This window comes from Shewanella sp. 1CM18E, from assembly GCF_023161665.1.
Classification (GTDB): Bacteria; Pseudomonadota; Gammaproteobacteria; order Enterobacterales; family Shewanellaceae; genus Shewanella.
The window spans coordinates 80,522-93,511 of sequence record NZ_JALNTW010000015.1; the positions used below are offsets into that span (position 1 = coordinate 80,522).

The window sequence follows — 12,990 nt, forward strand, 5'->3', positions numbered from 1 at the left end:
ACATTATGTCGTCATGCAACAATAGCCGTTAATTTCCAGCATTAAAGGCGCTGCTATGACTCAGGTTTATCAGCTTGCTCCACTGAGCTCTACAGGGCATTGGAGCTTTATCGTTTTACTCGTAATTCTTATTGGCTTAGGTGTTTTCATTTATTTAAAGAACATGCCCAAAGTGAGTAAAGCGGTGGCAATAGGTGTGTTGTTGCCTATGGTGCTGGCGTTTAGCTGGATGTTTTATAAGGTGAATGACGCCGAACTGATTATCAGCGGCGACACTGTAACCTTAGACGTGCCATTTTATGGTTTTAGTTTGCCACGAACTGAGGTGGAGTTGGCTAAGGTTGAGCGAGTGGATTGGAGTCAGACTCCTGAGCTAAAACCCGATCTAAGAGTCAATGGGGTGGGTATGCCAGGGTTTCAGTTAGGTTGGTTTCGACTCGCCAATGAGCAAAAGGCCTTTGTGGCAACCACAAGTAATGACAACTTAGTATTGCTGCCAACCACGCGTAATTATCCGTTGATTTTGAGTTTAGAAAATCCTGAAACATTAATAAAAATTGCACCTTAATCATAAACAAAAAAAGCGAACCCTCTGGTTCGCTTTTTAGTTATATCAACCCACTACTTTTTAGCTTTGCGCTTATAAAGCATATCTAAAGTAAAAAGCACCAGCGCCGCCCAAATAAACGCAAAGGTGATTCCTTTTTCTGCGTCAAATGGTTCGTTAAATAAGGCGACAGCCAAGATAAACATGATACTTGGGCCAATATATTGGAAGAAACCTAGCATCGAAAACGGAATGCGTACCGCGGCAGATGCAAAGCACAATAGCGGCACAGTAGTAATGATACCGGCAGCCACCAAGAGTAAGTTATGGTGCAGATCATTAGCCAATAAGTGAGTTAGTGAGTCACCTGTGTTGCTAAACAGGTAAACCAACGCAACTGGCAATAAAATAGCGGTTTCAACTAATAGGCCTGTTTTGGCGTCAACATTGACCTTTTTACGCAGTAAACCGTAAAAAGCAAAAGAACAAGCGAGTCCTAGCGACACTAATGGGATTGAGCCAAATGAGATCAGCTGGATCATCACGCCAGTAGCTGCCAGCGCTACCGCCGCCCATTGCAGCTTACGTAGGCGCTCGCCTAGAAATATCATTGCTAAACTTACATTCACCAAAGGGTTAATAAAATAACCTAAGCTAGCATCTAGCATGTGATCGTTATTCACCGCCCAAATAAATAGTAACCAGTTACCTGCAATAAGTACTGAAGTCAGGCATAAAACGGCAAGTTGCTTTGGCTGTTTCAGTAAGTGGCGTAGGCGCGCAAAGCCACCAAATAGGGCGATCAGTATAGTGACAAACACGAATGACCAAATTACTCGGTGTAGCAAGATCTCTGCTGCGGGTACATTTTCTAGCAGTTTGAAATAAAGCGGGGCAAATCCCCAAAGGGTATAGGCGCAAACGGCATAGACTATGCCTTTACGGTATTCAGTTTCTTGCATCGGAATTGTGCTAAATAGGAAAGTAGGCGCAGATTGTAGTCGTGCAGCGAGTGAGACTCAAGCCGGACCAGAGCATTAGTTAGCGCCGTGGCTGTTATTTGAAAGTGACACTAAGGCAACTTTTACTGCCACTATCTTGGTGAAAAATAGCGTAGTCGTTGGCTTATCTAGCCAACCATATAAGTGCCTGTACCAAAAGCAATATGATCACCTTTTTCGTTATGTAGCTCCATGCGCGACACAGATACTCGGTTGCCGGCTCGGATCACGGTTCCTGTGCCTGTAAATATTTCGCCACGCCCTGGCCTTAAATAATCGATTCTGAGATCGATTGTGCCTAAGGTTTTTATTCGCTGCTCTAGTTCCTCTAAAGTCCAGTCGTCACGGCTGGCAACAAGACCTGAAAACGCAGTGAGACCACCGACAACATCAAGTACCGTAGCCGTTACGCCGCCATGGAGAATTTGTTGATGGATATTACCTATAAGCTCAGGTTTCATCTTTACTTCTATCTCAACGCCTTGCATATCGTAACGCTTGATATCCATACCAAGTAGATTGTGAAACGGAATATATTGGTCAAAAATCTCTGCCACTCTGCGCAGTGTTTGTTGTTGAATGTGCTGACTCATTTGGCGTCCCTATGTCGGTTAGCATCTTATTAGAGTATTTAATCTATCGCTAATAGATAGAAGCATGCAAGCTTAAAATTTGGCCAACAGCAATAATCGATAGCGACAACAGCGTCAGCCTCAATTAGAATAGTCGGCCTTATTTTTAACACAGGTTCACTATGGATCAGGCGGCGCTCGAGACTCCAGTCGATCAGTTATCTTCTACCCTGCAGTCGGTATTTGGTTACCGTACCTTTAGAGAAGGGCAGCGTGAGGTTATTGAGCAGATCTGCGCGGGACAAGATTGCTTAGTTATCATGCCAACTGGCGGTGGTAAGAGCCTGTGTTATCAATTACCAGCCTTAGTATTGCCCGGTCTTACTGTGGTTGTATCGCCTTTGATCTCTTTGATGAAAGATCAAGTTGATAGTCTTATTCAAACCGGTGTGTCAGCCGCATACTTAAACTCGTCGCAACCGCGGGAAGAAAGCCTGCAAGTGCTGCAAAAGATGCGCTATGGCGAGCTTAAACTATTGTATGTATCGCCTGAGCGTTTGTTGCAAGCAAGCTTTATCGACCGTTTGCATGAGCTTAATGTTTCGTTATTTGCCATTGATGAAGCTCACTGCATCTCACAGTGGGGTCACGATTTTAGACCTGAATATGCGGCGCTAGGGCGATTACGCCAACAGTTCCCTTATGTGCCGATTATGGCGTTAACCGCAACGGCTGACAAAGCCACTCGTGCTGATATTTGCGAGCGTTTAACCATCACGCCGCATTCATTACTTACCAGTTTTGATAGGCCGAATATTCGTTATACTGTAGCTGAAAAGCTTAATGCAGCTAATCAGTTACGACAGTTTATTACTGCTCAAAACGGCGCTAGTGGTATTGTGTATTGCAGTAGTCGCCGCCGCGTGGATGAAGTTGCTGAGCGTCTTCGTTTGCAAGGGCATCAGGCGGAAGCTTATCATGCGGGTAAAACCCAAGAAGAACGAGCAGATGTTCAAGACAGGTTCCTAAAAGATCAGCTTGATATCGTTGTTGCCACTGTGGCGTTTGGTATGGGGATTAATAAGTCAAACGTACGTTATGTGGTGCACTACGATATTCCAAAGAGTGTTGAAGCTTATTATCAGGAGACGGGCCGTGCTGGACGTGATGGTTTAGACTCTGAAGCATTAATGCTATTTGATCCGGCTGATATTGGTCGAGTTCGCCATCTTATCGAGCAGTCTGAGCCAGGCCCACAACAACAGGTTGAGTTTCATAAGCTTAATACCATGGCGGCCTTTGCCGAGGCGCAAACTTGCCGCCGCCAAGTATTGCTACATTATTTTGATGAACCAGCCCATCAAGCATGTGGTAACTGTGATATTTGCTTAGATCCACCAAAGAAATATAACGGTATCCAAGACGCGCAAAAGGTACTGTCTTGCATCTACCGTATTGGTCAGCGTTTTGGTATCAATCATTTGATTGAAGTGCTGCGTGGCTCAAAGTCAGCCAGCGTTATTGAGCGTGGCCATGACAAGTTATCTACTTGGGGTATTGGTAAAGAGAAAAGCCATGAGCATTGGTTAAGTGTTATCCGCCAATTAATCCATTTAGGCCTAGCGAATCAAGATATCACTCGCGGATCGTCAGTAACACTTAATCCATCAGCACGAGCTGTGCTCAAGGGAGAGGTGGAGCTGTTATTGGCAGAACCTAGAATTGTCATTCAAACCACCAAACGCCGCAATACTAACTCTCGTGCGCCACTTAATTACGACCGTAAGTTGTTTGCGCAGCTTAAATTACTGCGTCGCACCTTAGCAGAAGAACTAGATGTACCACCATATTTGGTATTTAACGATGCCACGCTTGCTGAAATGGCGGCGATACTGCCCACAAGCCCAGGTGAAATGCTGGCGGTGAATGGTGTTGGTGAGCGCAAGCTTGAGCGCTTTGGCGGTGAATTCTTAGATGAGATCTCAGATTATCTAGCTAAGGGCTAACTGTTGCTTTCATGGCTTGAGCTAGTAGGTTTAGCTTTTCTTAGCTGACTGACATTTGCACGCTTTATCATTGACTGCAAATTATCAAATTGCTGCATACAAGCAAGGCCAATATTGACCTTGCTGTCGTTTTGCCACAAGGCAACGGTTTCCGACAACTGTTTGATAACGTTGACAGCTCCCGACTCAGAGGTATGTGGCAACATAATTAATAGCTGTTGCTCAGACTGTAAAAATAATAAATCTTGTTCTCTCAACTTAGTTTTTAATTGCTCAAGCATAATGGGCATATCGCTAGCTTGGATCTCACTAGGGTTGAGCACTAACAGCGACAGTTGATAATTGGCATGCTTACTCATTGCCAGCATATCTTCCAATCTTTGCTTGCCTGTGGCGTTGGGCTTGATAGGAGCAGGCTCTTTGCTCACAGCGTGTTTGTTGGGTGTTTGTCTGTGATACCAGGCGATAAAAATAATTAAGCTAAATAAGATAAACAAGATTGGAATAAACGGGCTTGGGATCAACTGGCTCGGCATGATAGCGGCATTACTGGTCAGCTGCTCAGTTGAAACTTGTTGTTGTCTACTTAAATCCGACTTCAAGTGAGACAGCCAAATGTTTTGCACAAATGATGTGTTGTTCTCCGCAGCTTGAAATTGCTTTAGTTGGTACTTATAGGCAAGTTCAAAGTCTTTTTTACCTGCAAAGTATTCCGCCAGTATTGCATAGCTTAGCTTTAAGTCAGTGTAACGCTTTTGCTCCTTTGCTATAGCAATCGCTTGCTCTAACTTTTCAAGTCCTAATTCCTGTTGTCCTTGCGCCAGTTTTACTTGGCCAAGTAAGCGCAATGCGCTCATCATCTCTCGCGTATTTGATTGCTTCGTAAAAGTGTTCAAGCTTAAGTGTAATAGCTGCTCTGCACTGCTGTATTTGCCGCTGGCAAAGTCAATAAAGGCTATCTCTTTATAAGCTATTGCCAACTCGGCAGGGGTCCCTAGTTCGGCTAACTTACTTCTCGCTTGCTGAATATACTCATCTCTTAACTTCGGCTGTTGGTTTAACTGTGCCAAATTGGCAGCATCGATTAATAAGCTTAATGCCACTTTACCTGCGGTATCCGGGTGATTTAGTGCTTTGTTTAGGTATATAAATGCTTCTTGTTGCTCACCTTCCTCAAGCAACAGTTTAGCCATCGAGATTTTTAGGTAAGCGCTAGGTGTTAATAGCCATTGTCTTGCCTGACTACCAGCTAAAGGATAAAGGTCAAGTGCCAGTCGAAGATCTTCAATTGCGGTGTTGTTACGCAGCACATTTGCATCGAGCTGACTTCTTAACCATAAACCATTAATCAATGCTTGAGGTTGCTCTAATGAACGCGATAACGAAATTGATGAATGTATTAGCGGTAAAGCGCGTTGGTAGTTACCAAAATTCACATAGGCTTGAGCCATACAATTAATGAAGTAAGGTCTGGCTTCATCTACTTGTAACTGTTTGGCTTTAGCCTCGTTTAATCTGGCTAAGTTGATTGCTGCGGCATTTTCACCAAGTTGTAAATAGGTTTCACACTTTAGGGCGTTTAGCCGCAGTTGCAGCATTCTTGGATTGGCATGGCCTTTGATATTTTTTTCGATAAGGTGAATGTTATTAAGCGCTTTGCTGGGGTATTGGAAAGTAGCGCTGTTTAATTGATCAAATTGTTCTAGCGTTAACGAATGGGCAGGCGAAAGCCACAGTAAAAAACTGGCGACTATAAGACGAAAATCCATTTTAAAACGCTCCAGAGGAGGATCCTTATCCGCTATCTTTAAAACTAAAGCCGCATTATAGCGAATATAAATAAAATATGCATAAAAAAGCTAGGGGCGCGAGAATATTGCGGTAGGTTAATGATTTGTACGAGTTGAAACAATGTTAACTCGTTAATGATTTAATTTACGCCATAAAATATCTCTATTTCGGTTTTTATGAGCGATAATCCACCTGAAAATAACTGAAGCAAGCGAATTCATGGTTGACACTGATGCCTTGGCAAGTTAAAAATTAACCGTCCTCACAGTGTTGTGTGGAATAATTATTTACTTGAGTTGAATAAAAAGTGATGAAATATAGCTATGCATTATTAAGACTCCTTATTCTCATTCTCGCAGAACCTGCGCGGAGGACTTAGTGCTATACGCTTTTAAACAGCCAGCATAAATAGACCCCGCAACCAACGCGGGGTTTTTTGTATCTAAATTGCCAATAGCAACGTGAACGCATAACTGAACAATGATGTTCGATGGAGAAAATAGATGTCTAACCGAGTGATTATATTTGACACCACCCTACGTGATGGTGAGCAAGCATTAGCAGCAAGTTTAACGGTTAAAGAAAAACTTCAAATTGCACTCGCGCTAGAGCGTTTAGGTGTTGATGTAATGGAAGTGGGTTTTCCTGTGTCGTCTCCAGGAGACTTTGAGTCAGTACAAACTATTGCTCGTACGATCAAAAACAGCAGGGTATGTGCTTTATCGCGCGCACTTGAAAAAGATATTGATGCTGCAGCCCAAGCTATGTCAGTAGCGGATCAGTTCCGTATCCATACTTTTATTTCGACATCGACAATTCACGTTGAAAGTAAGCTAAAACGCTCGTTTGACCAAGTATTGGAAATGGCTGTTGGCGCGGTGAAATACGCTCGCAGGTTTACCGATGATGTGGAGTTCTCTTGTGAAGATGCGGGTCGTACACCGATTGATAATCTTTGCCGCATGGTGGAAGAGGCGATCAAAGCGGGCGCTCGAACTATTAATATTCCTGATACTGTGGGCTACACAGTGCCAAGTGAATTTGGCGGCATTATTCAAACCTTGTTTAACCGTGTGCCGAATATCGACCAAGCGGTGATCTCCGTCCATTGTCATGACGACTTGGGCTTATCGGTCGCTAACTCAATTACTGCAGTACAACATGGTGCACGACAAATTGAGTGTACCGTTAACGGTATTGGTGAGCGTGCGGGTAACTGCTCGTTAGAAGAAATTGCCATGATCTTATCGACACGCAAAGGCGAGTTAGGCTTAGAAACAGGCATTAACGCTAAAGAGATCCACCGAACCTCTAGTTTGGTGAGCCAGCTTTGCAATATGCCAGTGCAAGCTAACAAGGCGATTGTCGGTGCCAACGCCTTTACTCACTCCTCGGGCATTCATCAAGACGGCATGTTAAAGGCGCAAAATACATACGAAATTATGACGCCAGAGAGTATTGGCCTTAACCGCAACAACCTGAATATGACTTCTCGTTCTGGCCGCCACGTGATTAAGCACCGCATGACAGAGTTAGGGTATGGCGAGCATGATTACGATATGGATATCTTGTACGAAGAGTTTTTGGCGTTAGCAGACAAAAAAGGTCAAGTGTTCGATTATGACCTAGAAGCGCTTGCCTTTATGGAGGCGCAAGCTGAAGCCGATGATCACTATAAATTGCAGCAACTAGTTGTGCACTCAGACTCCACTGAAGGTAGCGCGACTGCCACAGTCAAAGTCGTGGTTAATGGCGATATCGTTACTGAAGCTGCAACGGGCAACGGCCCTGTGGATGCTGCTTATAAAGCGGTTGCGCGGGCAACAGGTTGTGAAATCAATATCACTAGTTATCAGTTGAGCGCTAAAGGTGAAGGGCAAAATGCATTAGGCCAAGTGGATATTACCGCTAAATACCGCGAGCAGAACTTCCATGGTTTGGGGTTAGCTACCGATGTTGTAGAAGCCTCGGCTAAGGCACTTATTCATGTGATGAATTTGACTTGGCGTGCTGACATGGTTGCCGATTGCAAAGAGCGCATTCAACAAACTAAGCAAGCACTTGGCAGTGTGTAAATTCATCGATAAAGACAAAATTTAAGTTTAAAAAATACAGGAGTTAGCTGAAGTATGAGTTATCAGATTGCAGTACTGGCTGGAGATGGTATTGGGCCGGAAGTGATGGCTGAAGCGCGCAAAGTGCTTAAAGCAACCGAAGAGCGATTCGCATTGTCGATTGAGTATAGCGAATATGACGTGGGTGGCGCGGCGATTGATAATCATGGCTGCCCGTTACCAGAAGTAACACTGAAAGGTTGTGAAGCATCAGACGCGATTTTGTTTGGTTCTGTAGGTGGGCCCAAATGGGAGCATTTAGCGCCAAACGATCAGCCTGAGCGCGGTGCACTACTGCCGCTTAGAGGTCATTTCGAGCTGTTCTGTAATATGCGTCCGGCAAAATTACATGCTGGACTTGAGCATATGTCGCCACTGCGCAGCGATATCTCATCTCGCGGTTTTGATGTGCTTTGTGTGCGTGAGCTAACCAGTGGTATTTACTTTGGTAAGCCAAAGGGTCGTCAAGGTGAGGGCGAAAATGAAGAAGCTTTCGATACCATGCGCTATAGCCGTAAAGAGATCCGCCGTATTGCCAAAATAGCTTTTGAAACCGCGCAAGGTCGTCGTAAAAAGGTTACCTCAGTTGATAAAGCAAATGTATTAGCTTGTTCTGTGCTTTGGCGTGAAGTGGTTGAAGACGTCGCCAAAGACTTCCCTGATGTTGAGCTTGAACATATCTATATCGATAACGCTACTATGCAGTTGCTACGCCGCCCTGATGAATTTGACGTCATGCTGTGCTCTAACTTATTTGGTGACATTATTTCAGATGAAATTGCCATGCTAACGGGCTCAATGGGTTTATTGTCTTCGATTAGTATGAATAGCTCAGGCTTTGGTTTATACGAGCCTGCAGGCGGCAGTGCGCCAGATATTGCTGGCCAAGGTATTGCTAACCCAGTGGCGCAAATCTTGTCGGCAGCACTTTTATTACGCCATAGCCTAAAGCAGGAAGAAGCGGCAACTGCCATTGAGGCGGCTGTGGGTAAAGCTTTGAGTGATGGTTACCTAACTGGCGAATTACTTGCGAGTGAGCAGCGCCATAACGCTAAATCAACCAGTGAAATGGGTGATTACATTGCGCAACTAATCCGCGAGGGGGCTTAAGTCATGGCTAAGACATTGTATGAAAAAGTCTGGGACAGCCATGTAGTAGTGGCACCAGAAGGCGAAGCACCAATCATTTATGTAGACAGACATTTAGTGCATGAGGTGACTTCACCGCAAGCTTTTAGTGGTTTAGAAGTTGCTGGGCGCAGATTGCGCGCGGCAGGAAAGACCTTTGCCACCATGGACCATAATACTTCAACTACCAGTGCGAGCTTAGAGGCACTTAGCCCTATGGCACGCACTCAGGTAGAAACCCTTGAGCGTAACTGTAAAGAGTTTGGTGTGCGACTTTATGATATTCATCATAAAAACCAAGGGATTGTACACGTTATGGGCCCAGAGCTTGGTATCACTTTACCGGGCACGGTTATTGTTTGTGGTGACTCACACACTGCGACACATGGTGCATTTGGCGCTTTAGCGTTTGGTATTGGCACTTCTGAGGTTGAGCATGTCATGGCGACGCAGACTTTGCGTCAGTTAAAAGCTAAAACCATGAAAATTGAGGTACGTGGTCATGTCGCTAGCGGAATAACGGCTAAAGATATTGTGCTAGCCATTATCGGTAAGATTGGTATGGATGGCGGCACTGGTTATGTTGTTGAGTTTTGTGGCGAGGCGATTGAGGCGCTGACGATGGAAGGCCGTATGACAGTCTGTAATATGGCTATCGAAATGGGCGCAAAAGCGGGCATGATTGCCCCAGACTCTACCACAGCTGCATATTTAAAAGGCCGCGAGTTTGCGCCCAAAGGTGCCAACTGGGAGCAAGCGTTAGCTGCTTGGCAGGAGCTTAAAACAGATGCTGATGCTGTATTTGATGCATCTGTGGTGTTGGATGCTAAAGATATTGCACCGCAACTAACATGGGGAACTAATCCCGGCCAAGTGGTTGCGATTGACCAATTGGTGCCTAATCCCGCTGATGAAACTAACTCTACAGTTAAAACCAGTATTGAAAGTGCGCTGCAATATGTTGACCTTACAGCTGGCACCTTGATGACTGACGTTAGCATTAATAAGGTGTTTATTGGTTCTTGTACTAATTCACGTATTGAAGATCTGCGCGCTGCAGCGGTACACGCGAAAGGGCGTAAAGTTGCTGCTGGCGTTAAGGCGATTGTAGTACCGGGCTCTGGCTTAGTTAAAGAGCAAGCAGAAGCTGAAGGGTTAGATAAAATCTTTTTGGAGGCGGGTTTTGAGTGGCGCTTACCCGGCTGCTCAATGTGTTTAGCGATGAATGATGACAAGCTAGAAGCTGGCGATCGTTGTGCATCGACAAGTAACCGTAACTTTGAAGGTCGACAAGGACGCGGTAGTCGCACTCACTTAGTCAGTCCTGCTATGGCGGCTGCCGCTGCGGTTGCTGGCCACTTTGTTGATATTCGTAAGCCTTATTAGGAGTCATTAGATGCAACCATTTACTAAACATACCGGGCTTGCGGTTATTTTAGATAGTGCCAATGTCGATACCGATCAAATTATCCCTAAACAGTTTCTATCTAAAGTGACACGCGATGGTTTTGGCGTGCACCTTTTCCATGATTGGCGTTACTTAGATGATGCAGGTGAGCAGCCTAATCCAAGCTTTAACCTGAATAAGCCACGCTATCAAGGTGCTTCGATTTTAGTGTCTCAAGAAAATTTCGGATGTGGATCTAGTCGAGAGCATGCTCCTTGGGCGCTGGCAGACTTTGGGTTTAAGGTCATCATTGCGCCAAGCTTTGCAGATATCTTTTACGGTAACTCAATTAATAATGGCTTATTACCGGTTAAGCTTGCCGATGCTGAAGTTAAACAGCTTATGTTAGAAGTTGATACTAATGAGGGAGCGGAGATTCAAGTGGATCTGGAGTCGTTAACTGTGACCTCACCTTCTGGTGCAGTGTTTAACTTTGAAATTGCTGGTTCAGCAAGGCATAACCTGTTGAATGGCCTAGATGCTATCGGGTTAACATTGTCACATGCCGATACAATTGCTAAATATGAGGCTCAAATCCCTGGGTGGAGAGCATGATTTAGGCTTAATTAGGTCTAAAATATAGCGTACACCTGTACCAATGCAGGGTTTTTGATAAGCCGCTTAGAATTTCTCTAAGCGGTTTTTTGTTTTTATGGTGTTTTTGAGGTTGTTAACTTGCTGTATTTTATGGGTTTTAATTTGTTGCCCTGTAAGGGGGAACAGTCTTGTTAAAATGGCTAGTGATTAATGCTGTAATTAATCAAATTAAAAGAGGTACAAGTGTTTTTTGCTTTTAGTTGGTGTAAGTTTTTGTATTTAAGTTGCTTTTCCTGTTTGCTCTTGTGTTTTCTTAATGGTTTCAGCGACGAAAGCTTTGAGTTTGTACCTCGTATTTCTGTAGGTAAATGTGATCTCGTCCTGTTTTGAGCTGCTTTTAATTAATTTGACTAGTGTTTTATGCTGTTTTTAATAAAGTACTTGAAAAGATATTCTGCAATTGTAAAATCGCCGCCATTAAAAACTGGAGTTATTACTCTACTCCTCGTTAACATAATTGAGATTACAGATGAATAAGCGTTTAATTACTCTTGCTGTGAGTACAGCAATGTTGGGAGCTGCTACACAAGTTCAAGCAGCAGGTTTTCAATTAGCTGAATACTCGGCAACGGGTTTAGGCCGTGCCTACGCTGGTGAAGCGGCTATTGCCGATAATGCAGCGGTGCAGTTCCGTAATCCAGCTATGCTAACTTATCTTCAAGGCACTCAGATGACCACCGGTGGTATTCTTGTTATGCCAAACATCGATGTAGAAGGTGAACGTACTATCGTCATTCCTACTGAGGATGGCTCACTTTTCCCGATTCCTGGCTCAACGACTCCTACGGAAGCAAATGATATTGCTGGTATTGCATTCGTACCTAATTTTTATGTTTCGCACCAAATTAATGACCAAGTGTTTTTGGGTTTAGCGCTAGGAACGAATTTCGGTATGGCCACTGAGCTAGACGATAGCTTCCTTGGAACTCAGTTTGGTAATGAAGCTGCGATTACGACAATGGAAATTAACCCTAATATTGCCTACCGCATTAATGATGCGTTCAGTATTGGTGCCGGTGTGCGTTTCGTTTTAGGAGAAGGTAGTTTTGGTGCAACTAGTGCCGAGGGGAGTTTAATTCAAGTACCAGCAGGTACAACTCTTAAGTACATGGAAGGTGATGATACTGCATGGGGTTGGCAGTTAGGCGGTGCTTGGCAGATCAATGCTGATAACCGTATTGGTGTGAACTATCGCTCTGAAGTTGATTTAGATCTACAAGGTGAAGCTAATGGTTTAGGTTTTGACGATACTAACCCGAATAAGGTTTATGATGGTTCTATGGCATTGGCATTACCTGCAACAGCTGAAATCGCCTCATTCCACCAATTAAATGATCAATGGGCTATTCACACTAGCTTTAATTGGACAGATTGGAGTTCATTTGAAAAGCTAGAAGCAATGATCCCAGAGATCTCTGCTAACCCAATCTTAGTTAAGCAAGAAAACTGGAAAGACAACTACCGTTTAGCAGTCGGTACCACTTACCAATTAAATGAGAAGTCTACACTGCGCGCTGGTATTGCCTATGATACTGCCGCAGTTGATGATGAATACCGTACAGCCACTATTCCTGAAGTCGATCGTCTGTGGTTGAGCGCTGGCTATGGTTATCAGTTTACTGAAAACTTTGATATGGATTTCGGTGTGACTTACATTTTTGCTGATGAATCGCCTTTACATGAAGATGAGATGCCGTCAGCAGCATTGGGCGGTACTTTTGAAGGCCAAGTAAGCGGTAACATCATCCTAGTGGGTGTGCAAGCGACGTACCGTTTCTAATCTGTCT

Annotated in this window: 10 protein-coding genes; 7 read left to right on the forward strand and 3 right to left on the reverse strand. The window is 44.2% G+C overall.

Annotated elements, in window-relative coordinates:
- Positions 1-55 precede the first annotated feature (55 nt).
- The gene (locus MSG37_RS17075; RefSeq protein WP_248471871.1) at positions 56-568 is read left to right on the forward strand and encodes a PH domain-containing protein; all 513 of its coding nucleotides are present in this window, start codon (positions 56-58) and stop codon (positions 566-568) included.
- Positions 569-621: 53 nt separating this feature from the next.
- Here MSG37_RS17075 and rarD read toward each other — a convergent pair whose 3' ends face one another.
- Together rarD and MSG37_RS17085 are read right to left on the reverse strand one after the other, a co-directional pair.
- The gene (gene rarD, locus MSG37_RS17080; protein ID WP_248471872.1) at positions 622-1,509 is read right to left on the reverse strand and encodes an EamA family transporter RarD; all 888 of its coding nucleotides are present in this window, start codon (positions 1,507-1,509) and stop codon (positions 622-624) included.
- A gap of 167 nt (positions 1,510-1,676) precedes the next feature.
- Positions 1,677-2,141: a thioesterase family protein gene (locus MSG37_RS17085; RefSeq protein ID WP_248471873.1), complete on the reverse strand. Its 465-nt coding sequence runs from the start codon at positions 2,139-2,141 to the stop codon at positions 1,677-1,679.
- A gap of 161 nt (positions 2,142-2,302) precedes the next feature.
- Between MSG37_RS17085 and recQ the strand changes: the two genes are divergently transcribed.
- The gene (recQ, locus tag MSG37_RS17090) at positions 2,303-4,126 is read left to right on the forward strand and encodes a DNA helicase RecQ (protein WP_248471874.1); all 1,824 of its coding nucleotides are present in this window, start codon (positions 2,303-2,305) and stop codon (positions 4,124-4,126) included.
- Here recQ and MSG37_RS17095 read toward each other — a convergent pair.
- Positions 4,123-5,895: a tetratricopeptide repeat protein gene (locus MSG37_RS17095; protein WP_248471875.1), complete on the reverse strand. Its 1,773-nt coding sequence runs from the start codon at positions 5,893-5,895 to the stop codon at positions 4,123-4,125. The genes recQ and MSG37_RS17095 overlap by 4 nt on opposite strands.
- A gap of 525 nt (positions 5,896-6,420) precedes the next feature.
- Here MSG37_RS17095 and leuA point away from each other — a divergent pair.
- From leuA to MSG37_RS17120, 5 genes are all read left to right on the forward strand, one after another.
- Entirely contained in the window at positions 6,421-7,992 is a 1,572-nt protein-coding gene (gene leuA / locus MSG37_RS17100; protein ID WP_248471877.1) for a 2-isopropylmalate synthase, read from the forward strand.
- A 54-nt stretch (positions 7,993-8,046) separates the two neighbouring features.
- The gene (gene leuB / locus MSG37_RS17105; protein ID WP_248471878.1) at positions 8,047-9,141 is read left to right on the forward strand and encodes a 3-isopropylmalate dehydrogenase; all 1,095 of its coding nucleotides are present in this window, start codon (positions 8,047-8,049) and stop codon (positions 9,139-9,141) included.
- A 3-nt stretch (positions 9,142-9,144) separates the two neighbouring features.
- On the forward strand, positions 9,145-10,545 hold the full coding sequence (leuC, locus tag MSG37_RS17110) for a 3-isopropylmalate dehydratase large subunit (RefSeq protein WP_248471880.1): 1,401 nt from the start codon (positions 9,145-9,147) through the stop codon (positions 10,543-10,545).
- Positions 10,546-10,555: 10 nt separating this feature from the next.
- Entirely contained in the window at positions 10,556-11,161 is a 606-nt protein-coding gene (gene leuD, locus MSG37_RS17115) for a 3-isopropylmalate dehydratase small subunit (RefSeq protein ID WP_248471881.1), read from the forward strand.
- Between the two features lie 511 nt (positions 11,162-11,672).
- Positions 11,673-12,983, forward strand: a complete 1,311-nt coding sequence (locus tag MSG37_RS17120; RefSeq protein ID WP_248471883.1) for an outer membrane protein transport protein — start codon at positions 11,673-11,675, stop codon at positions 12,981-12,983.
- Positions 12,984-12,990 lie beyond the last annotated feature (7 nt).

Bases quoted from the DNA above. Each gene is read 5' to 3' on its own strand.
- leuC (WP_248471880.1), top strand. From the start codon at position 9,145: ATGGCTAAGACATTGTATGAAAAAGTCTGGGACAGCCATGTAGTAGTG.
- recQ (WP_248471874.1), top strand. From the start codon at position 2,303: ATGGATCAGGCGGCGCTCGAGACTCCAGTCGATCAGTTATCTTCTACC.
- MSG37_RS17085 (WP_248471873.1), bottom strand. From the start codon at position 2,141: ATGAGTCAGCACATTCAACAACAAACACTGCGCAGAGTGGCAGAGATT.
- MSG37_RS17075 (WP_248471871.1), top strand. From the start codon at position 56: ATGACTCAGGTTTATCAGCTTGCTCCACTGAGCTCTACAGGGCATTGG.
- MSG37_RS17120 (WP_248471883.1), top strand. From the start codon at position 11,673: ATGAATAAGCGTTTAATTACTCTTGCTGTGAGTACAGCAATGTTGGGA.
- leuD (WP_248471881.1), top strand. From the start codon at position 10,556: ATGCAACCATTTACTAAACATACCGGGCTTGCGGTTATTTTAGATAGT.
- leuA (WP_248471877.1), top strand. From the start codon at position 6,421: ATGTCTAACCGAGTGATTATATTTGACACCACCCTACGTGATGGTGAG.
- rarD (WP_248471872.1), bottom strand. From the start codon at position 1,509: ATGCAAGAAACTGAATACCGTAAAGGCATAGTCTATGCCGTTTGCGCC.
- MSG37_RS17095 (WP_248471875.1), bottom strand. From the start codon at position 5,895: ATGGATTTTCGTCTTATAGTCGCCAGTTTTTTACTGTGGCTTTCGCCT.
- leuB (WP_248471878.1), top strand. From the start codon at position 8,047: ATGAGTTATCAGATTGCAGTACTGGCTGGAGATGGTATTGGGCCGGAA.